Source organism: Bradyrhizobium genosp. SA-4 str. CB756 (assembly GCF_000473125.1).
Lineage (GTDB): Bacteria > Pseudomonadota > Alphaproteobacteria > Rhizobiales > Xanthobacteraceae > Bradyrhizobium > Bradyrhizobium arachidis.
This window is the reverse complement of the sequence record NZ_KI421499.1, coordinates 4,882,358-4,903,464: the sequence shown is the minus strand read 5'-3', so window position 1 is coordinate 4,903,464 and position 21,107 is coordinate 4,882,358. Positions and strand designations below refer to the sequence as shown.

Sequence of the window (21,107 nt, the reverse complement as noted above, 5' to 3'; positions counted from 1 at the left end):
GCACTATTCCACTTCCATTGTTGTTCAGGCTTCGTCGACGACACCGTTACGTAAAGAGCCGATGCCCTCGGCCGCGACTTCAATCACGTCGCCCGGCTTGAGGTAACGCGGCGGTTCGAACCGTGCACCGGCGCCGGTCGGCGTGCCTGTCACAATGACGTCACCGGGAACGAGCGTTGCGAAGGTCGAGATATAGCTGATGAGGTAGCGGAACGGAAACATCAGCCGGCTGGTGCGGTCGTCCTGGCGCAGCTCGCCGTTGACATGCGTGGTGAGGCGGATGTCGGCGATCTGGGATTCCTTTGTGTAAGGCACGAGCCACGGCCCTAGGCTGCCGCTGGAATCAAAATTCTTGCCCTGCGTGACGTTGAATTTGGCGTGGCGGAGCCAATCGCGCACCGAGCCTTCGTTGCAGAGCGTCAGCGCGGCGATGTAGTCGAGCGCGGCGCTTTCCGCAATGTGCCGCCCGGGCTTGCCGATCACCAGCACGATCTCGCCTTCATAGTCGAGCTGGTGTGAGGCGCGCGGACGTACCAGCGGCGTGTCGTGGCCGACGAAGGAGCGGGGCGAGCGCATGAACATGCTCGGATATTTCGGCGCGTCCTGGCCGTCCTTGTACTCGGCGTTGCGATCAGGATAGTTGACGCCGATGCAGATGATCTTTTCCGGTGCAGGGATCGGCGGCAGCCAGGTGATATCGCCGAGCGCGTGATCCGGCGCGCGGCTGGCGGCTTCTTCCGCAAGGCTTGCGAGCTTTCCGGCCGCGATCACCTCGCGCAGCGTCGGATAGTCTCTTGCGTAGCGCGCGGAGAGATCGACGATGCCGCCCTCCAGGACGGCGCCGTAGCTGACATCACCCTTGACGGAATAGGTGGTGAGGCGAGGGAGTTTCATTGGCGATCTATCTCTCTGTCGTCCCGGCGAAAGCCGGGACCCATACCGCGGAATCTATCGATTGGATGAGGCAGGAGTACCGAACAACGGGTCTTCGCCAAACTCCGCCCTGTGGTTATGGGTCCCTGCTTTCGCAGGGACGACGGGGAGAGAGGCTTTGTCTGTCAGCATCAGTCCGCCACCAGCACGTCGGCCACGAACTTCGGCTCGCGCACGGCCTGGTCTGTGAACGGCGAGCCCTGCTCGAACCAGGAGCGCGGCGCCGGTGCGCCCCACAGCGTCTGGCGGCGCGGATCGCGCAGCGACCAGCGCAGCGGCTCATGGTCGTGATCGCCGGTAAAGTAATCGCTGGTGTAGAGCTCGAGGCGGTGGCCATCGGGATCGCGCACGTAAAGGAAGAACGCATTCGAGATGCCGTGGCGTCCGGGGCCGCGCTCGATGTTCTTCACGAACCCTTGCGAGGCCATGACGTCGCAGAGATGGATGATGTTCATCGCCGTCGGCGTCCAGTACGCAAAATGGTGCAGCCGCGGGCCCTTGCCGTTGGTGATGGCGAAATCGTGGACGTTGCCCTTGCGATGCATCCAGGCCGCGGCGATGCGGCCGTTCGGCCCGTCCTCCTCGGCATATTCGGTGAGGCGGAAGCCGAGCCGCGCATAGAAATCGACGGTGTCCTGCACCTCGGCGGCAAAGACGTTGAAATGGTCGAGCCGCTGCGGGTGGCAACCGCGGTAGAGATCATAGCGGCGCAACAGATGCGGCCGGCGGTCCATCGATGCGTAGAGCTCGATCTGGAAGCCGAAGGGATCGGTGAACTGCAGCGTGCGGCCCTGGAAGGGCTGGTCGACGAAGGAATAGCCAAGACTGTTCTCGGAGAGGAACGCGGCGGCCTTGTCGAGATCCTTCTCGTTGCCGACCTTGAAGCCGAGCCGGTTGCAGGCCGGCACGGCCGCTTTCCGCAGCACCAGCGAATGATGCTGATGCTCCTCGGCGGCACGCAGGTAGACGACCTTGTCGTCGGCGTCCTCGACATGCATGCCGACAGTCAACTCGTAGAACTCGCGGCTCAGCTTCAGATCGGTCACGTCGAGCACGACGTGGCTGGAGCGGATGATGTTGAACGGCGGCTCAAAGACGTGTTGCGGTACGGGCATTTGCGGCTCCCCTCGGTCCTGTCATTCCGGGGCGGCTCGAAGAGCCGAACCCGGAATCCATCGTGCAGCAGTGTCGGTGGATGAATGGATTCCGGGCTCGCGCTACGCGCGCCCCGGAATGACGATCAAATTCCCAGCTTCTGAATCTTGTGCGTGCCCCGCGCCAGCGAGACGTGCTTGGTTTCCATGTAGAAGTCGAACGAGTAATCGCCGCCGTCGCGGCCGATACCGGAGGCCTTCATGCCGCCGAACGGCGTCGGCAGATGGCGGACGTTCTCCGAGTTCAGCCAGATCATGCCGGCCTCCAGCGCGTCGGCGACGCGCAATGCGCGGCCGACGTCGTTGGTCCAGACATAGCCGGTGAGGCCATAGCGGATGTCGTTGGCGATCTCGATCGCGTCCGCCTCGTCCTTGAACGGCAGCACGGTGAGGAAGGGGCCGAACACCTCCTCCTGCGCCACGCGCATCTTGCCGTGTGCGCCGGTCACCAGGGTGGGCTCGACATAATGTCCGCCGCCGGGGCCGTCATAGGCCTTGCCGCCGACCGCAATCGTGGCGCCGTCCTGGCGCGCGACGTCGAAATAGGAGCACACCTTTGCGAGATGCCGTTCGTGGATCAGCGGCCCGATCTCGGTGGCGGGGTCGAGGGGATGGCCGACCTTCAGCGCCTTCACGCGCGCGGTCAGCTTCTCCACGAACTTGTCCGCGATGCTCTGCTGGATCAGCAGGCGGCTGGAAGACGTGCAGCGCTCGCCGTTGAGCGAGTAAATCATGAACACGACGGCATCGAGCGCGCGGTCGAGATCGGCGTCGTCGAAGACGATGACGGGGTTCTTGCCGCCGAGCTCGAAATGCACGCGCTTCAGCGTCGGCGCGCCCTGAACCATGATGGCGGAGCCCGTCGCGCTCTCGCCGACGAAGCCGATCGCCTTGATGGCGGGATGCTCGGTCAGCGCCTTGCCGGCTTCCTCGCCAAAGCCGTGGACGGTGTTGAGCACGCCGTCGGGCACGCCGGCTTCCTTGACGAGCCTTGCCAGAATGCTCGCCGTCACCGGCGACCATTCGGCCGGCTTGTGCACGACGGTGCAACCGGCCGCCAGCGCAGGGGCGATCTTCCAGGTCGAGAGCATGAACGGCGTGTTCCACGGCGTGATCACGCCAACCGGGCCGATCGGCACGCGGGTCGAGATATTCCAGTGCTCGTCGCTCGGCGTGTTGAGGCCGTCGCGGGCCTCGGCGCATTTGTCGGCGAAGAAGCGGAAATTCTCGGCGGCGCGGATCGCGGCCTTCGCCATGAAGCGATAGGCCTGCCCGGTGTCGATGCATTCGAGCACCGCGATGTCTTCGGCGTTGTCCTCGATCGCGTCGGCGACACGATGCAGCAGCTTGCGTCGCATCGCCGGCCCCATGTCGCGCCAGGACTTGAAGGCGAGAGCAGCGGCGGTCGCGGCTGCATCGATGTCCTCGGCATTACCGCGCGCGACGCTGGCGAGCACAGCGCCATCGACCGGCGACTTGGTCTCGAAGGTCTCGCCCGAGATCGAGGCGACGGTCTTGCCGTCGATCATGTGGCCGATGCCGTCGGCCCGCAGCTTCCTTAGGAGCGGCGCGACGCGGTCGCGATTGGCCTGGAACACATCGGCTTTCGGGATGGGCTTATCCATGTGCGGCCTCCACTTTCAGGGCGTCGTGGATGTTGTTGCGCTTCCAGCTGGTGTCCTTGTCGTTGATCTGCATGTCGAACGACAGGGCGAACTTGCTGGCGGCGAAGACGGGATCGAGATGCTTCGACAGCGCCTGAAACACGTGCTCGCCGGCTTTCTGGCGGGTCGGCAGATCCCGGCCCTCGCCGATGCGCAGCACCATGTCGAGAAAGCCGTAATCCTGCCGCGCGTCCGCAATCGCGTAGTGCTCGCATTTGATCGCGCGGACGCGGATGCCGCCGAGCGGGAAGATGCCGGTCTCGACCGCGGCCTTGCGCACGACCTCGCAGACCGCTGCGATGTCGAGGCGGCGATCGAGATTGGCCGAATATTCGATCGTGAAATGCGGCATCGCGGTTTCACTCCCTGTATTTTTATCGCTCAGGCGAAGTAGCAGCTGACAGAGCCGTAGGCGCCATAATCGGCCTGAATTGTGTCGCCCTTGCGGGTCTCGATCGGACGGATGAAGGAGCCGGCGAGCACGACCTGTCCTGGCTCCAGCGCAAGACCAAGCGGCGCGATCTTGTTGGCGAGCCAGGCCACGGCAGTGGCGGGATGATTGAGCACGCCGGCGGCGAGCCCCGTCTCTTCCAACTGGCCGTTCCTGAAACACAGCGCGCCGATCCAGCGCAGGTCTGCATCGAGCGGACGGATCGGCCGTCCCCCGAGCACGATGCCGGCATTCGCCGCATTGTCGGCGATGGTGTCAAAAATCTTTCGCGTCGCCTTGGTCTTGGGATCGACGCGCTCGATCCGCGTGTCCAAAATCTCCAGCGCCGGCACCACGAAGTCGGTGGCATTCAGCACGTCGAACATCGTGCAGTTGGGCCCAGCGAGCCGCTTGCTCATGACGAAGGCGAGCTCGGCCTCGACGCGCGTCGCGATGAAGCGCTCGGTCGGGACAAGGCCGCCATCGGCGAAGAACATGTCGTCGAGCAGCACGCCGGAATCCGGCTCGTCGATGTTGAGCGCGCTCTGCATCGCCTTCGAGGTCAGGCCGATCTTGTGGCCTTTGACGATGCGCCCCTCCGCGATCTTGACGTCGACCCAGGCCTTCTGAATCGCGTAAGCGTCAGTGATGGTGATCTCAGGAAAATCCTGCGAGAGCTGCCGGATCTGCGTGCGGGTCTTCTCCGCCTGGTGCAGACGGTTCGCGCAAGCTTGGATATCGTCGTTGGAAAGCGCCATTTGTGATCTTACAAATCGTGGTGCCTGGAGATATTTAACATGTTAAGTGAATGCGTCAAACGGAATCTGGCTTTGTTGCACTGCAAACTTTTGCGGGGTGAAAGGACGCCATGACGAAGAGACCGGGTGATCCGGCAAACGGTGGTACGCCTGCCGCGCGGCAGGTGCCGATGCGCGACTTCTCGCGCTCGCTGCCGATGTCGCTCTTGCGGGCGCGCGAGGCCGTGATGCGGCAGTTTCGCCCCTCGCTGCGGGAACACGGCCTCACCGAGCAGCAATGGCGCATCCTGCGCGCGCTCGCGGCCATCGAGGCGGTCGAGGTCACGGAACTCGCGCGCACCGCGTTCCTGCTCGGGCCGAGCCTGTCGCGCATCCTGCGCGATCTCGAGGCGCGCCATCTGATCGAGCGCAAGACCGCGAAGAACGACCAGCGCCGCAGCATGGTCTCGATCTCGAAGGAGGGCGTGAAGCTGATGGCCTCCGTCGCGCCGACGTCGGAAGCGATCTATGCCGAGATCACGCGGCGCTTCGGCGCCCACAAGCTCGCCGAATTGCAGGACATGCTCGGCGAGTTGGAAACGTGCCTCGCTTCCACGGATGCGCGTGACGATTTCACGGACGAAACGTAGCGGCAAATTTGCATGATGACGTTCCCGTCACGCATGACTGATATCATTGCATAATGCGTGGGCAGAGCGCGCCACGTGAAATGCGCGAAATCCCCTGGAAAACAAGCTGAGAATAGATGGCGGCCGCAGGTGTTAATCACCTCGGGAGCGTGCGCTCTCCGCACTTAGTTGATGATGTCTCAATATCAATTTACTCACGCCGGGAGAATCCGTAAGTAGCATCCGGCTCTGTATTCAGTAACGAAGCCAAACAAAGAAGGGCCGACAAGGATGCCCGGCCCCAGGGAGGAATGAATGAAACTGACGCGACGCGACTTCACTGCCGGAATTGCTGCCGGCATTGCCGCGCCCTACCTCATCAAGAGCGCACATGCGCAAAGCGCCACCATCAAGATCGGCATGTGCGCGCCCGTCACGGGTCCGGCCGCTGAATCCGGCGGTTACGCCATCAAGGGCGCCAGGCTCGCGCTCGAAGCCGTCAACAAGGCCGGCGGTATCCTGGGCAAGCAGGGCGAACTGATCGTCGAGGACGACCAGACCACCAATCCCGGCATCGTGCTCGCGTTCTCCAAGCTCGCCGCGCAGTCCGACATCGTCGGCTTCCTCGGCTCGATCCGTTCGACCCAGGTGCATGCGATGGCGCCCGACGTGATCAAGCTCGGCAAGCCCGTGATGATCGGCGGCACCGATCCGAATCTCACTCACATGGGCAATCAGTGGCTGTTCCGCTGCCGTCCGAATGACAGCTATTCCGGCCGCGTCATCGCCGAATACGGCGTCAACACGCTCGCCAAGAAGAAATGGGCCGTGCTGCACTCGACCGATGCGTTCGGCACCGCGGGCGGCAAGGCGCTGACTGAAGCGCTGACCAAGCTGGGCGCGCCGCCCGTGCTCGATCAGGGCTACGCCAACCAGAGCCAGGATTTCACCCCGGTCGTGCTTGCCATCAAGCAGTCGGGCGCCGACATCCTCGGTTCCTACTTCACCTTCGAGAACGATCTCGGCATTTTCGCCCGCCAGCTCCGTCAACTCGGCGTCAACATTCCCTGGGTCGGCTCTCCCTCGATCGTCAACATCACCGCGCTGAAGCTCGCAGGTCCCGCGCTCTACAACACCTATGGCGTCGCCGACTATGCCGAGGATTCCAGCGAAGGCTCGAAGGCGTTCGGCAAGATCTACCGCGACGCGGTCAAGGTTGCGCCCGACAACCAGAGCTCCTGGACCTTCGACGCCATCAACGTGCTCGCGCAGGGCATCAACAAGGCCGGCACAACCGAGCCCGGCAAGGTTCGCGAAGCCATCCTCGCGATCAAGAAGTTCGCCGGCGCCGAGGGCGAATACAATTTCGACCAGAACGGCGATGGTCTTCACGGCTACAACATCGTGAAGAACGACAAGGGCAAGATCGTCTTCGACAAGCACATCGAGTTCAACGACTGACGTTGAAACGACCTCCTCGATTCCAGTCGGGGAGGTCGAAACGTCTTTCATTGGACGAATCTGACCTCCAACAGAACGCTTGTCATGGATCTCGCCCTACAACTCCTGTTTACCGGCATCGGTATCGGTGCCGTCTACGCGCTGGTTGCGCTCGGCTTCGTGCTGATCTTCCGTGCCACCAACGTGGTGAACTTCGCCCAGGGCGAATTCTCCATGGTCGCCGCCTATCTGATGGTCGTCGCGATCGAAGCCGGTCTGCCCTATTGGGCGGCCTTCATCGTCGCGCTGCTCGGCATGGCGCTGCTTGGTGTCATCTTCAATCTCGGCGTCTACTATCCGCTGCGCCACCGCACCTATCTGCCCGTGATCATCGCCACCATCGGCGCCTCGATCCTGCTGGCGAACTCCGTGCTCGCGATCTACGGCCCTCAGCCCCAGGTGCTGGAAGGCTGGTTTGAGACCCCGGGCATTCAGGTCGGCCCGGTCTATCTCGACAGTCAGTATCTCCTGATCATCGGCGTCACGATTTGTCTCGTGATCTTCAATTTCTGGTTCTTCGAGAAGACGCTGCTCGGCAAGAAGCTGCAGGCGACCTCGCAGGACAAGGAGATGGCTTCGCTGCTCGGCATCTCCGTCTCCACGATGATCATGATCACGTTCATCTATTCGGCCGTGCTCGGCGGTCTCGCCGGCATCCTGGTCGCACCGGTGCTGTTCGTCTCGATCCAGATGGGCTCGACCATCGCGCTGAAGGCGTTCGCGGCCACCATCATCGGCGGCTTCGGCGATGTCGCCGGCGCCATCATCGGCGGCCTTGCGCTCGGCGTGATCGAGACGTTTGGCGCCGCCTATGTCTCGGTGCCCTACAAGGACGGCTTCGCCTTCCTGGTGCTGATCGCCTTCCTGATCTTCCGGCCGCAGGGCATCTTCGGCGAACGCGTGGCGGAAAAAGCATGAGCGCCCCCAGCGACAACATGCCGATTCCGGCGCCCGCCATCCACTCGAAGCCGCTGCTGGTCCGGCATCTGCCGTACTTCATCGGCGCCGCGATCATCGTCGCGCTCGCCGCGACCATGCGCTTCGACGGATATGTCCACAACATCCTGCTGCAGGCCACCACGTTCTCGATCGCGGTGTTCGGCCTCTCGGTCGTGCTCGGCCTGTGCGGCCAGATCAATCTGGCGCAGGCCGCATTCTTCGGGCTCGGCGCCTACGCGGTCGGCATCGGCACGACGGACCTGCATGTCAGCTTCTGGGTTTGTCTCGTCGGCGGCTGCCTGATCTCGCTGCTGGCCGGCGCGTTCCTCGGCATGTCGACCTTGCGGCTCGGCGGTCATTATCTCGCGATGGTGACGATCTCGTTCCAGCAGATCGTCACGCTGGTGATGATCAACGCAATCTGGCTGACGCACGGTCCCGACGGCGTTCCCAACATCAAGCGCCCGGAGCTGTTCCAGTCGTCGCAGAGCTATCTCGCCTTCTGCGTCGCGATGCTGGCGATCGTCGGTTATCTGGTCTGGCATCTCGCCGATACCAAGCTTGGCCGCGCCATGCGCGCGGTGCGCGACAACGAGCTGGCGGCCGGCGTCAATGGCATCGACGTCTTCCGCACCAAGATCTACGCCTTTGCGCTCTGCGCATTGCTCGGCGGTCTCGCGGGCGGCCTGTTCGCCGGCGGCTTTGCCTATGTCAGCCCCGATCAGTTCTCCTTCGCGGAATCGATCGTGTTCCTGACCATGTCGCTGCTCGGTGGCGTCGCGTCGCCGATCGGCTCGGCCATCGGCACGGGTCTTTTGATCCTGATCCCGGAATGGCTGCGCTTCCTCAAGAGCGTGCCAGGGCTGTACCTCGCGATTTACGGCCTGTTCGTAATCCTGATCATCCGCTTCATGCCCGACGGCATCTGGGGCTTCGTCGCCGATGCTTTCACGCGCTGGCGCGCCAAAACCAAGGCGCCGCCCGCTGCGGCCGCACTGCAGTTGAAGCCGGCAACCGTCGGCGGTGACACGGTGTTGGAAGTTACCGGCCTGTCGAAGCATTTCGGTGGCCTCAAGGCCGTCGATGGCGTCGATATCGCCGTGAAGCGCGGCGGCGTGCATGCGCTGATCGGGCCGAACGGCTCGGGCAAGACCACCACGCTCAACGTGCTTTCGGGCCTCTATGAAGCGACGTCAGGCAGGATCGTGCTCGATGGCACCGATATCACCCACATGCCGCCGCATCAGCGCACGGCCGCAGGTCTCGGCCGCACCTTCCAGAACATCCGCCTGTTCCGTTCGATGACCGCGCTGGAGAATGTTGAGATCGGCGCGGAGCGGCCCGGCAATACCATGGTCGGGAAGGGCGATGACGCTCTCACCGAGCGTGCGATGGAGGCGCTGACCTTCGTCGGTCTCGGCAACCGTGCCAACGAGCTGATCTCGAGCTTCTCTTACGGCCATCAGCGCCTGATCGAGATCGCGCGTGCGCTGGCCTCGAACCCGACGCTGCTGCTGCTCGACGAGCCCGCGGCCGGCCTCAATTCGACCGAGAAGCTGGAGCTGCACGAGCTGCTCAAGCGGATCGCCGCGCAGGGACTGACCATTCTGATCATCGATCACGACATGACGCTGGTCTCGGAAGCGGCCCAGCACATCACCGTGCTCAACTTCGGACGCCGCATCGCGGACGGCGAATCCATGGCCGTGCTGCGTCATCCCGACGTCGTCTCCGCCTATCTCGGGAGCGAATGATGCCGTTGCTCGAAATCCGCAATCTCGTGGTGCGCTACGGCGAGATCGAAGCGCTGCGCGGCGTGACCTGCGCCGTGGAGCAGGGCCAGGTGGTGACGCTGCTCGGCGCCAACGGCGCCGGCAAGTCTACGACCCTGCGCGCCATCTCCGGTCTCGCCAAGCCGACCTCCGGCGACATCCTGTTCGACGGCAATTCGATCGCGGGGCTCGGCCCGGAGGCGATCGTCCGCATGGGCATCAGCCACGTGCCGGAAGGACGCCGCGTCTTCCCGGGTCTCACCGTGAAAGAGAACATCATGCTCGGCGCCTCCAACCGGAAGGCCTCGACCTCGGAGATCTCGCGCGAGGCGGACGCGATGTTCGACCTCTTCCCGGATATCCGCAAGTTCAGCAATGCGCTCGGCTGGACGCTGTCCGGCGGCCAGTTGCAGATGGTCGCGGTTGCGCGCGGGCTGATGGCCAAGCCGCGGCTGTTGCTGCTGGACGAGCCCTCGCTCGGCCTTGCGCCCGTCATCGTGCAGGCGGTGTTCAAGATCATCTCCGAGATCCGGCGCAACACGACCGTGCTGCTGGTCGAGCAGAACGCGCGCATGGGCCTGTCGGTGGCCGATTACGGCTATGTGCTGGAGACCGGCCGTATCGTGCTCGGAGGCAAGCCCGACGAGCTCTGGGGCAACGAAGCCATCCGCGCGGCGTATCTCGGCGGCCATGCCAAGGTGAGCGCGTAGCGGGGCCGGTTCCGTCACCGGGATACTGATTCCGGGCGGAAAAATCCGCCGGTGAAGGTATCGAGGCATCCCCTTGCCGGGCGGCACCCGGGCGGCGATAGTGACCGTCGCCCGCAAGGCCGGCATCCAGAGGGCGATTGCATAGGTCTTGCGTCATTGCGAGCGTAGCGCCGCGACCCGGTTCGCGGTAACAGCGAGGGTGCGCCATGGCGGCGCTCGGCGTGGTGACGAAGGTCCAAACAACACGGTCCAAACAACAAAGAAGGAAGGCAACGTGGCGAACAAGGTCAAGGAAATCTGGAAGTCGGGCAAGGCCGTGGTCAACGCGTGGCTCGCTATTCCCTCCGGCTTCTCGGCCGAAATGATCGCGCAATGCGGCTTCGACAGCGTCACCGTCGACATGCAGCATGGCGTGCAGGATTATCTGTCGATGGTGCAGTGCTTCCAGGCGATGGACAAGCATCCGGTGACCCCGATGGTCCGCGTGCCCTGGAACGAGCCCGGCATCATCGGCAAGGTGCTCGATGGCGGCGCCTATGGCGTGATCTGCCCGATGGTCAACACGCCGCAGGAAGCCCGGAACCTCGTTTCCTATTCCAAGTATCCTCCGCAGGGCGTCCGCTCCAACGGTCCGATCCGTGCGGGCATGTACGGCACCGCGGGCTCCTACCAGAAGACCGCCAATGCCGACACCATCCTGCTGCCGATGATGGAGACGAAGACCGCGGTCGAGAACATGGAAGCGATCCTCGACGTCGAAGGCATCGACGGCGTCTATATCGGCCCGTCCGACCTCGGCTTCTCCTACGGTCTCGAGCCCAAGCTCGATCGCACCGAGCCGGAGATCCTCGCGATCTACGAGAAGATCATCAAGGAGTGCGGCAAGCGCGGCCTCAACCCCGGCATTCATTGCAGCGGCGCCGAAGGCGCGGCGCGCGCCATCAACATGGGCTTCAAGCTCGTAACGCTCTCGAACGAGGTCGGCCTGATGACGACCTACGCCAAGATGCAGGTCAACGCGACCCGCAAGGAGTCCGGCGGCAAGGCCTAAGAAACTTGCGAATGGCGAATGGGGGGTAGCGAATAGTGCTGCTCCCCATTTTCCATTCGCCACTCACCACTCGCTATTCGCCTCCGAAGGAGATTCGCCATGACCATCAGCCCCGTCATCCGCCTGCATCCCGATGATGGCGTGCTGATCGCGCGCGCCAGCCTGCCGCCGGGAACGGTCGTCGCCGACGGCGTCACCACCGTCGATCGCATTCCCTCCGGCCACAAGGTCGCGATCAAGCCGATCGCGGTCGGCGAGCCTGTCATCCGCTACGGCCAGATCATCGGCTTTGCGACCGCACCGATCGCGCCGGGCCAGCATGTGCACGTGCAGAACATCGGCATGGGCGACTTCGCCAAGGACTATGCCTATTGCGCCGACGTCAAGCCGACGCCGAATTTCGACCTGCCGGCAACCTTCGAAGGCATTCGCCGCCCCGACGGCCGCGTCGCCACGCGCAACTATATCGGCATCCTCACCTCGGTGAATTGCAGCGCGCATGTCGCAAGCCTCGTCGCCGACGTCTTCAAGAAGAACCCCTTCACCGGCGACAATCCGCTGGCGGACTTCCCCAATGTCGACGGCGTGGTCGCGCTGACCCACAAGACCGGCTGCGGCATGACCCAGAACGAGCCGCTCGCGCTGCTCCGCCGCACGCTGGGCGGCTATGCGCGTCACGTCAATTTCTCCCATGTCATCGTGCTCGGCCTCGGCTGCGAGGTGAATCAGATCGGCGGGCTCATGGAAGAGCAGAAGCTCGCCGGCCGTCTGCGCGCGATGGACATCCAGGAGGTCGGCGGCACCCGCAAGACGGTCGAGGCCGGCATTGCCTTCGTGCGCGAGGCACTTGCTGACGCCAACAAGGTCAAGCGCGAGAGTGTGCCTGCAAGCGAGCTTACCGTGGCCCTGCAGTGCGGCGGCTCGGACGGCTATTCCGGCGTGTCCGCCAACCCGGCGCTGGGGGCTGCGAGCGATCTCATCGTGCGCCACGGCGGCACCGTGATCCTCTCGGAGACGCCCGAGACCTACGGCGCCGAGCATCTGCTCACGCGCCGCGCCGTCAGCCGCGAGGTCGGCGAGAAGCTGGTCGATCTGATGCGCTGGTGGGACGAATACACCGAGCGCGAAGGCGCCGAGATGAACGCCAATCCGAGCCCCGGCAACAAGGCCGGCGGCCTCACCACCATTCTGGAGAAGTCGCTCGGTGCGATGGCCAAGGCCGGCACCACCAATCTCGTCGAGGTGCTGCGCTACGCCGAGCCCATCACCAAGAAGGGCTTTGTCTTCATGGACACGCCCGGCTACGACCCTGTCGCTGCGACCGGCCAGGTCGCCGGCGGCGCCAACCTCGTCTGCTTCACCACCGGCCGCGGCAGCGTGTTCGGCTGCAAGCCCGCACCGTCGATCAAGCTCGCCACCAACACGCCCATGTACAAGCGCATGGAAGAGGACATGGACGTCAATTGCGGCACCATCCTCGAAGGCGAGGAGAGCGTTCAGGAGTGCGGCCAGCGCATCTTCGATCTCATCCTCAAGACCGCATCCGGCCAGCCGACCAAGAGCGAGAGCTTCGATTTCGGCGGCGCCGAGTTCGCGCCCTGGGTGCTGGGCGCGACGATGTGAGAGGGGCGAATGGGGAGTGGCGAGTAGCGAATAGGAAGTAGCGAGTGGAGCATTCTGCCCCCATTCGCCACTCCCTACTCGCCATTCGCCTGGCTTCGCTACTCACCACTCGCCCGTGCCGTAGGCACACCGTGCCCGTTGTTAGTGCTTGATCGATGTCACCAGCGGTGTTCTGCTCAAAAAAGCTGCTGGAGCACCGCACCCCGTGTCGATCTACGTCGCACTGCATCACGTCACGCATTACAAATACGACCGCCCGATCGATCTCGGACCGCAGACCATCCGCCTGCGGCCGGCGCCGCACACGCGCACGCCGATCCTGAGCTATTCGCTCAAGGTCACGCCATCAAATCATTTCGTGAACTGGCAGCAGGACCCGCAGGGCAACTGGCTCGCTCGCTACGTCTTTCCGGAGAAGACCACCGAGCTGAAATTCGAGGTCGACTTCACGGCGCAGATGACCACGGTCAATCCGTTCGACTTCTTCGTCGAGCCCTATGCCGACAGCTTTCCGTTCGAGTATCCGAAGGATCTGAAGACGGAGCTCGCGCCTTATCTCGAGACCATCAAGCCCGATCGCCTGTTCGCGAAATATCTCGACACCATCCCGCATGAAGCACCGAACACGGTCAACTTCCTGGTCGAGCTCAACCGGGGGCTCCAGAAGAAGGTCCGCTACATCATCCGCATGGAGCCCGGCGTGCAGACGCCGGAGGAAACGCTCGCCTCCGGTGCCGGATCATGCCGCGACTCCGCCTGGCTCTTGATCCAGACCCTGCGCCATCTCGGCCTCGCTGCGCGCTTCGTCTCCGGCTACCTGGTTCAGATCCGTCCCGACATCGATCCGATCGAGGGCCCGCCGGAAGTCGAGAACGACTTCACCGATCTGCACGCCTGGGCCGAGGTCTATCTGCCGGGCGCGGGCTGGGTCGGGTTCGACGCGACCTCCGGCATGCTGGCGGGCGAGGGGCACATCCCGGTCGCCGCCACCCCGCATTATCGCTCGGCCGCGCCGATCTCCGGCGGCGCCGGCTTTGCCGAGGTCGAGTTCGCCTTCGACATGAGCGTGAAGCGCATCCGCGAAGCGCCGCGCATCACAAAGCCATTCTCCGACGAATCCTGGGCGCGCCTCAACGATCTCGGCGAGCAGGTCGACGGCGATCTCGTTGCCCAAGACGTGCGGCTCACCATGGGCGGCGAGCCGACCTACGTCTCGGTCGACGACCTCGAAGCGGCAGAGTGGAATACGGACGCCGTCGGCCCGACCAAGCGCACGCTCGCCGACGACCTGATCCGCCGCCTGCGCACGCGCTTTGCGCCCGGCGGCCTTCTGCATTACGGCCAGGGCAAATGGTATCCGGGCGAGAGCCTGCCGCGCTGGGCCTTCGGTCTCTACTGGCGCAAGGACGGCGTGCCGATCTGGAAGAACGCCGATCTCATTGCCAAGATCGAGAATCCGCGGCGGCCGGAGGTCAGGGACGCGCAGGCCTTCATGGAAGGCACGGCGGCGCGGCTCGGTCTCGACCTCGGCTACATCATGCCGGCCTATGAGGACCCGGCCTATTGGCTGCAGAAGGAGGCCGAGCTTCCGGTCAACGTCGATCCGACGGACTCGAAGCTGTCCGATCCCGAAGCGCGCGCCCGCATGGCCCGGGTGTTCGACCAGGGCCTGACCACGCCGCGCGGCTTCGTGCTGCCGATCCAACGCTGGAATGCACCGCCGCGCTGGCGCAGCGAGCGCTGGCCGCTCCGGCGCAATCACCTGTTCCTGTCGCCGGGCGATTCACCGCTCGGCCTGCGCCTGCCGATCGGCTCGCTCGGCTACGTCCCGCCCAACCAGTATCCCTACATCGTCGAGCAGGACCCGATGGAGCCGCGCGGCAAGCTCCCGGTGTTCACCCGCATGGCGCGCCCGGCATCGCCGGCGCGGACAGCGCCCGAGCAGCTGAACACTGCGATCCCGGTGCGCACCGCCATGGCGGTGGAGATCCGCGACGGCGTGATCTGCGCCTTCATGCCGCCGGTCGAGCGCATCGAGGATTATCTCGAGCTGATCTCGGCGCTGGAGGATACCGCCGAGGAGATGCAGCTTCCCGTCCATGTCGAGGGCTATCCGCCGCCGTTCGACCCGCGCATCGAGGTCATCAAGGTGACGCCTGACCCCGGCGTCATCGAGATCAACATCCAGCCGGCGAAGAGCTGGCGCGACGCGGTCGAGATCACCTCCGGCCTCTATGAGGACGCCGGCAAGGTGCGCCTCGGCGCCAACCGTTTCCTGGTCGACGGCCGCCACACCGGCACCGGCGGCGGCAACCACGTCGTGGTCGGCGGCTCGAGCCCGCAGGACTCGCCGTTCCTGCGCCGGCCCGATCTGCTGAGGAGTCTGGTCCTGTACTGGCAGCGACATCCCTCGCTGTCCTATTTCTTCTCCGGCCTGTTCATCGGCCCGACCAGCCAGGCGCCGCGCATCGACGAAGCCCGTCACGACAGCATCTATGAGCTCGAGATCGCGCTCTCGCACGTGCCGCCGCCCGGCTACCAGACGCCGCTGTGGCTGGTCGATCGGCTGTTCCGCCATCTGCTGGTCGACATCACCGGCAACACCCATCGCGCCGAGATCTGCATCGACAAGCTCTATTCGCCGGAAGGGCCGACCGGCCGCCTCGGCCTCGTCGAATTCCGCGCGCTCGAAATGCCGCCGGATCCGCGCATGTCGTTGGCGCAGCAACTCCTGATCCGCGCGCTGATCGCAAAATTCTGGCGCGAGCCGCAACAGGGCAAGTTCGTGCGCTGGGGCACGGCGCTGCACGACCGCTTCATGCTGCCTCACTTCATCTGGGAAGACTTCGTTGATGTGATTTCTGAGTTGAAGCAGTCAGGCTATCCCTTTGAGCCGGAATGGTATCTGGCCCAGCTCGAATTCCGTTTCCCTGCTTTCGGCCGCGTTCATCATGGCGGCGTGACCTTGGAATTGCGTCAGGCGCTGGAGCCCTGGCATGTCTTGGGTGAGGAGGGCTCGGCCGGTGGCACCGTGCGCTACGTGGACTCGTCGGTTGAACGACTTCAAGTGAAAGCTGAAGGTTTCGTCGAAGGCCGCCACATTGTCACCTGCAATGGCCGCCGCCTGCCGATGACCGCGACCGGCCGCTCGGGCGAGGCCGTGGCTGGCGTCCGCTTCAAGGCCTGGCAGCCGGCCTCCGGCCTGCACCCGACTATCCCGGTGCATGCGCCGCTGACCTTCGATCTCATCGACACCTGGAACGGCCGCTCGCTCGGCGGCTGCGTCTACCACGTCGCCCATCCCGGCGGGCGCAGCTACGACACCAAGCCGGTCAACACCTACGAGGCCGAGGCGCGGCGGCTGGCGCGCTTCCAGGACCATGGTCATACACCGGGTCCGATGCAGCCGCCGCCCGAGGAACGCACAAATGAGTTTCCGCTGACCCTCGACTTGCGGACCCCGCTCCTGCAATGAGTATGATGGTGGGGCAGGGAGAGGGGCATGGCCGAGGGCGCAGCCGAGGATGACAGAGCGGGGCAGGCGCAGGGCCAGCGTGAAGGCCAGCGCCGTCTCGCCCAATGGGTCCGCGACTACAGCCGCCTGCCCGGCATCCCCGACGAGTTTCTGGGGCCCGATGGTGCCCCCCGCGCGGTCTGGAGCCGCTTCTTCGACGCCTTCGGCGCGCTGGCGCCCGACGAGGCCGAGCGGCGCTTCGCCATGGCCGACCGTCACCTCCGCGAGGCCGGCGTCACCTACCGCGCGCCCGGCGACAGCGCCGACCGGCCGTGGTCGCTCAGCCAACTGCCGCTCCTGATCGACGAGGCCGACTGGCAGCAGCTCTCCGCCGGCATCACCCAGCGCGCCGAGCTTCTGGAGCTCGTGCTACGCGACATCTATGGCGAGGGCCGGCTGGTCGCCGAGGGCGCTTTGCCGGCGGCCGCGATCGCCGGCAGTCCCGAATATCTCCGTCCGGTCTGCGGCGTGCCGCCGCCGGGCGGGCGTTACCTGTCGCTCTATGCCGCCGATGTCGGCCGCGGCCCCGACGGCCGCTGGTGGGTGCTCGGCGACCGCACCCAGGCGCCGTCGGGCGCGGGCTATGCGCTGGAGAATCGCCTGGTGCAGTCGCGGGCCTTCTCCGATCTCTACAAGTCGATGAACGTGCCGCGCGTCGCGCCGTTCTTCGAGGCGTTCCGTGACAGTCTTCGCGCGCGCGCCGACCGCGACGAGCCGCGCATCGGCGTGCTGACGCCCGGCAGCTTCAGCGAGACCTATTTCGAGCATGCCACGCTGGCGCGCTATCTCGGCTTCCTGTTGGTCGAGGGCGACGATCTCGCCGTCAGCGACAACCGGATCCACATACGCACCGTCGCCGGCCTGAAGCGGCTCGACGTGCTGCTGCGCCGGGTCGATTCCAACTCGCTCGATCCGCTCGAGCTCGATGCGTCCTCGCATCTCGGCGTGCCCGGCCTGATCGACGTGCTGCGCAAGGACGGCGTCGTCGTCGCCAACATGCCGGGTTCGGGCGTCTTGGAGGCGAGGGCGCTGCTCGGCTTCCTGCCGGCGCTGAGCCGCCGCCTGCTCGGCGAAGAGTTGAAGATGCCGCACATCGCGACCTGGTGGTGCGGCCAGCGCAACGCGCGCGATGAGGTGCTGTCGCGGCTCGAGGAGGTCGCGATCGAGGGCGCCTACCGCCGTGGCGTTCCCGGCTTCGACAGCAAAGGTCCGGTGCTCGCAAGCGAGCTCGATGCCAGCGGTCGCCAGCGCCTGGTCGACGCCATCAGCGCGCGCGGCATGGACTATGTCGGTCAGGAGGTGGTGCGGCTCTCGACCATGCCGGTGTGGGAGCAGGGACAGCTCACGCCGCGCCCCTTCGTGCTGCGCGTGTTCGCGGCCGCAACCCCGGACGGCTGGGCCATCATGCCCGGCGGCTTCTGCCGGATCGCCGAGCAAGCCGATGCGCGCGCGGTGTCGATGGGCGACGGCGCGCGCGCGGCCGACGTCTGGGTGGTCTCCGAGAAGAAGGTCTCGACCGCGACGCTGCTGCCGGCGACTGACAAGGTCCGCATCCGCCGCATCGCCGGCGTGCTGCCGAGCCGCGCCGCCGACAATCTGTTCTGGCTCGGCCGCTATCTCGAACGCGCCGAGGCGACGCTGCGCCTCGTGCGCGCGCTGGGCTCGCCGAGCGGACCCAACAAGGGCACAGCGGCCTCGCTGCAATCGGCCGACCGCATCCAGCGTCTGCTGGTGGCCTGGGGCGCGATCTCGCAGGCCTCGCGCGCGGCGCCGGGGCGCATCGTCGCCGAAGCGTTGCAGAGCGCGGAGCGCTTTGGCTCGGCGCTGTCGCTGGTGCGCGCGGCACAGCGCACCGCGACCTCCTTGCGCGAGCGGTTGTCGCCCGATGCCTGGCAGGTCATCACCGAGATGGCCGAGCGCCTCGCGCTCGAGGTCGAGGACGACGACGACGTGCTGAGCGCGGCCGAGCTCACCTTGCAGGAGCTCGCGAGCTTCGCCGGCCTTGCGCAGGAGAACATGAACCGCGCGGCCGGCTGGCGCTTCCTCGACATTGGCCGCCGCGCCGAGCGCGCCATCAACACCACGCGCTTTGCACGTCAATTTGCATATGACGAGGCGGGCGATGAGGATCTCGACATCCTGCTGACGCTGGTGGATTCCCAGATCACCTATCGCTCGCGCTATCTGCTGGCGCCGATCCTCGCGCCCGTGCGCGACCTCGCCGTGCTCGACACCTACAACCCGCGGTCCGTCGCGTTCCAGGTCGCGACCTTGAACGAGCACATCGCCGCGCTGCCGAGCCTGAAGGAGCACGGCCTGATCGAGCAGCCGCAGCGGCTTGCGGTGGCGGTGCAGGCGATGCTCGCCACCGCAGAAGCCGAGAAGCTCGAGGTCAAGACGCTGTTCGGACTGGAGCAGGATCTGCTCAGCCTCGCCGAGGCGGTGGGCTTGCACTACTTCCCGCACGGCCCCAATGCCAGCCGGCCGGAAAAGCTGACGGGGCTGGCGTGATCTACGACATCCGTCACGTCACCACTTACGAGTATGAAAGTCCGGTCAGTTTCGCCCGCTGCACGCTGCGACTGGAGCCGCGAACCGGCAATGGCCAGGAGCTGATCTCGCATCGCGTCGAGATCCGTCCGCGTCCGGCCGAGCGTCATGTCCGGCGCGATTTCTTCGGCACGCTGACCGAGAGCATCGTGATCGAGGCCGCGCATCGCAACTTGCGGATCGATTCACGTTCGCGTGTCTCCGTCGAGCGGCAGCCGCCGGCGCGAGATGCCTCGAGCCCGCCCTGGGAGAGCGTTCGCGACGTCGCCTTCGAAGCAACCAGCCTCGGGCCGTCCTCGCCGGTCGGCTATGTCTTTGCAAGCCCGCTGGTGCCGGTGCTGCGTCCCGTCAGTGCCTATGCTGCAGAGAGTTTTGCGTCAGGCAGGGGTATCCTCGCTGGCGCGGTCAATCTCATGCATCGCATCCGCACCGAATTCCGCTACGATCCCAAGGCCACCGTGATCTCCACGCCGCTCAACGAGGTCTTCGACAAGCGCCACGGCGTTTGTCAGGATTTCGCTCATGTGATGATCGCAGGGCTGCGCGGCCTCGGTCTGCCGGCGGCCTATGTCAGCGGCTATTTGCGCACCATTCCGCCGCCGGGTCAGCCGCGCTTGCAGGGCGCCGACGCCACCCATGCCTGGGTGTCGCTGTGGTGCGGGGCGGAGCTCGGCTGGGTCGATTTCGATCCGACCAACGATCTCCTGGTCGCCAATGACCATATCATGCTCGCGGTCGGCCGCGACTTCTCCGACGTCTCGCCGGTCGACGGCATCATCGTCGGTTCGCCGAAACAGAAGCTCGGCGTCGCCGTCGACGTGCTGCTGGTAGAGTGAATGCCGTGTTCTCACTGCGGTCGCCCGGGCGTGTCGATCCGTTCCCGCAAGCCTGATGTCGCAGAGCACAACGGTAACATATTTCCGTCATCGCGTTGCCGGGGGTTTGGTCACTTGGCCCAAGATGGGCTATGCTGGCCGCCTGCGTCGAGGGCAAGAATGAAACGTCGGGAGTTGGCGTGAGACACCACCGGCAAGCGGGGCTGCATCGAACGGGGCTGCATCCATGATGACGTTACCGAGACTGGCGGCTGAATCCCTGGAGAAGTTGCTGGGCTCGTTCATGCGTCGCAGGTACGACGAGTCCTATGCCAGGGTGGTGGAGGCCTCGACGCGCACCGCAATGGAATGCATCGGCAACAGCGATGCGCTCTATCACAACATCGAACATACGATGCTGGTGACGCTGGCGGCCCAGGCGATCATGCTCGGCCGCAACCTGCACGCGCACATCGATGCCGAGGACTACATTCATGTCCTGATCGCCTGCCTTGCGCACGATATCGGCTATGTTCGCGGGCTGTTTCCGGAGGATGACGAGGACGGTTTCGTGATCGACGAGGCCGGCACCAAAGTGTCGCTGCCGCGCGGCGCATCGGATGCCAGTCTGATGATGTATCACGTTGATCGCTCGAAACTTTTCGTGAGGCGGCGGCTCCCGCCGATCCGCGGCGTCGACAGCGAGCGCGTCGCCCGCGCCATCGAGGGCACCCGCTTCCCGGCCCGCGAGGGGCAGGAATATGACGACGAGGCCTCGATCCTGCGCGCCGCCGACTTCATCGGCCAGCTCGGCGATCCCAACTATCTGCGCAAGGCCAACGCGCTGTACTACGAGTTCGAGGAGGTCGGCATCAACCGCCAGCTCGGCTACGACTCGCCCGCCGACATCGTGAACCGCTATCCACAATTCTATTGGAACAGCGTCGCACCACACATCCAGACCGAGATCGGCTATCTCAACAAGACCGAGATCGGCCGGCAGTGGATCGCCAACCTCTACAGCAACGTCTTCCGCGCCGAGCGCGACATCTCGCTGTCCGGCCCGCAGAAGTAACGGCGCGCTCG

General features: G+C 65.0%; 16 protein-coding genes. 11 read left to right on the top strand and 5 right to left on the bottom strand.

Features of this window, described 5'->3' with window-relative positions; genetic code table 11:
- Positions 1 to 24: 24 nt before the first annotated feature.
- The 5 genes from BRAGE_RS0123950 to hpaH all read right to left on the bottom strand — a co-directional run bounded on the left by BRAGE_RS0123950 (position 25) and on the right by hpaH (position 4,939).
- A complete protein-coding gene (locus BRAGE_RS0123950) occupies positions 25 to 894 on the bottom strand; it encodes a fumarylacetoacetate hydrolase family protein (RefSeq protein ID WP_027558656.1) in 870 nt (289 codons plus the stop codon).
- A 170-nt stretch (positions 895 to 1,064) separates the two neighbouring features.
- Positions 1,065 to 2,048 carry a 3,4-dihydroxyphenylacetate 2,3-dioxygenase gene (hpaD, locus tag BRAGE_RS0123945; protein WP_027558657.1) on the bottom strand — a complete coding sequence of 328 codons (984 nt, stop codon included), beginning with the start codon at positions 2,046 to 2,048 and terminating at the stop codon, positions 1,065 to 1,067.
- 125 nt (positions 2,049 to 2,173) lie between these two features.
- Complete coding sequence (gene hpaE, locus BRAGE_RS0123940) at positions 2,174 to 3,712, bottom strand: 5-carboxymethyl-2-hydroxymuconate semialdehyde dehydrogenase (protein ID WP_027558658.1); 1,539 nt, start codon at positions 3,710 to 3,712, stop codon at positions 2,174 to 2,176.
- Positions 3,705 to 4,103, bottom strand: a complete 399-nt coding sequence (locus BRAGE_RS0123935; RefSeq protein WP_027558659.1) for a 5-carboxymethyl-2-hydroxymuconate Delta-isomerase — start codon at positions 4,101 to 4,103, stop codon at positions 3,705 to 3,707. The genes hpaE and BRAGE_RS0123935 overlap by 8 nt, the downstream gene beginning before the upstream one ends.
- Before the next feature lie 29 nt (positions 4,104 to 4,132).
- On the bottom strand, positions 4,133 to 4,939 hold the full coding sequence (gene hpaH / locus BRAGE_RS0123930) for a 2-oxo-hept-4-ene-1,7-dioate hydratase (protein ID WP_027558660.1): 807 nt from the start codon (positions 4,937 to 4,939) through the stop codon (positions 4,133 to 4,135).
- 110 nt (positions 4,940 to 5,049) lie between these two features.
- Here hpaH and hpaR point away from each other — a divergent pair, with 110 nt between their 5' ends.
- The 11 genes from hpaR (at position 5,050) to BRAGE_RS0123875 (ending at position 21,096) form a co-directional block, all read left to right on the top strand.
- The gene (hpaR, locus tag BRAGE_RS0123925; RefSeq protein WP_027558661.1) at positions 5,050 to 5,568 is read left to right on the top strand and encodes a homoprotocatechuate degradation operon regulator HpaR; all 519 of its coding nucleotides are present in this window, start codon (positions 5,050 to 5,052) and stop codon (positions 5,566 to 5,568) included.
- Positions 5,569 to 5,862: 294 nt separating this feature from the next.
- Positions 5,863 to 7,008: an ABC transporter substrate-binding protein gene (locus BRAGE_RS0123920; protein ID WP_027558662.1), complete on the top strand. Its 1,146-nt coding sequence runs from the start codon at positions 5,863 to 5,865 to the stop codon at positions 7,006 to 7,008.
- A gap of 84 nt (positions 7,009 to 7,092) precedes the next feature.
- Complete coding sequence (locus tag BRAGE_RS0123915) at positions 7,093 to 7,965, top strand: branched-chain amino acid ABC transporter permease (protein ID WP_014496848.1); 873 nt, start codon at positions 7,093 to 7,095, stop codon at positions 7,963 to 7,965.
- Positions 7,962 to 9,740, top strand: a complete 1,779-nt coding sequence (locus BRAGE_RS0123910) for a branched-chain amino acid ABC transporter ATP-binding protein/permease (RefSeq protein ID WP_027558663.1) — start codon at positions 7,962 to 7,964, stop codon at positions 9,738 to 9,740. Before BRAGE_RS0123915 ends, BRAGE_RS0123910 begins: the two co-directional genes overlap by 4 nt.
- Positions 9,740 to 10,468, top strand: a complete 729-nt coding sequence (locus BRAGE_RS0123905; RefSeq protein WP_027558664.1) for an ABC transporter ATP-binding protein — start codon at positions 9,740 to 9,742, stop codon at positions 10,466 to 10,468. The genes BRAGE_RS0123910 and BRAGE_RS0123905 overlap by 1 nt, the downstream gene beginning before the upstream one ends.
- Before the next feature lie 274 nt (positions 10,469 to 10,742).
- Positions 10,743 to 11,519 carry an HpcH/HpaI aldolase family protein gene (locus BRAGE_RS0123900; protein WP_027558665.1) on the top strand — a complete coding sequence of 259 codons (777 nt, stop codon included), beginning with the start codon at positions 10,743 to 10,745 and terminating at the stop codon, positions 11,517 to 11,519.
- Positions 11,520 to 11,618: 99 nt separating this feature from the next.
- The gene (locus BRAGE_RS0123895) at positions 11,619 to 13,142 is read left to right on the top strand and encodes a UxaA family hydrolase (RefSeq protein ID WP_027558666.1); all 1,524 of its coding nucleotides are present in this window, start codon (positions 11,619 to 11,621) and stop codon (positions 13,140 to 13,142) included.
- Between the two features lie 205 nt (positions 13,143 to 13,347).
- A complete protein-coding gene (locus BRAGE_RS0123890) occupies positions 13,348 to 16,617 on the top strand; it encodes a DUF2126 domain-containing protein (RefSeq protein WP_027558667.1) in 3,270 nt (1,089 codons plus the stop codon).
- Between the two features lie 27 nt (positions 16,618 to 16,644).
- Complete coding sequence (locus BRAGE_RS0123885; RefSeq protein ID WP_027558668.1) at positions 16,645 to 19,167, top strand: circularly permuted type 2 ATP-grasp protein; 2,523 nt, start codon at positions 16,645 to 16,647, stop codon at positions 19,165 to 19,167.
- A complete protein-coding gene (locus BRAGE_RS0123880) occupies positions 19,164 to 20,042 on the top strand; it encodes a transglutaminase family protein (protein WP_027558669.1) in 879 nt (292 codons plus the stop codon). Before BRAGE_RS0123885 ends, BRAGE_RS0123880 begins: the two co-directional genes overlap by 4 nt.
- A 226-nt stretch (positions 20,043 to 20,268) precedes the next feature.
- Positions 20,269 to 21,096: an HD domain-containing protein gene (locus tag BRAGE_RS0123875; protein WP_027558670.1), complete on the top strand. Its 828-nt coding sequence runs from the start codon at positions 20,269 to 20,271 to the stop codon at positions 21,094 to 21,096.
- Positions 21,097 to 21,107: the final 11 nt, after the last annotated feature.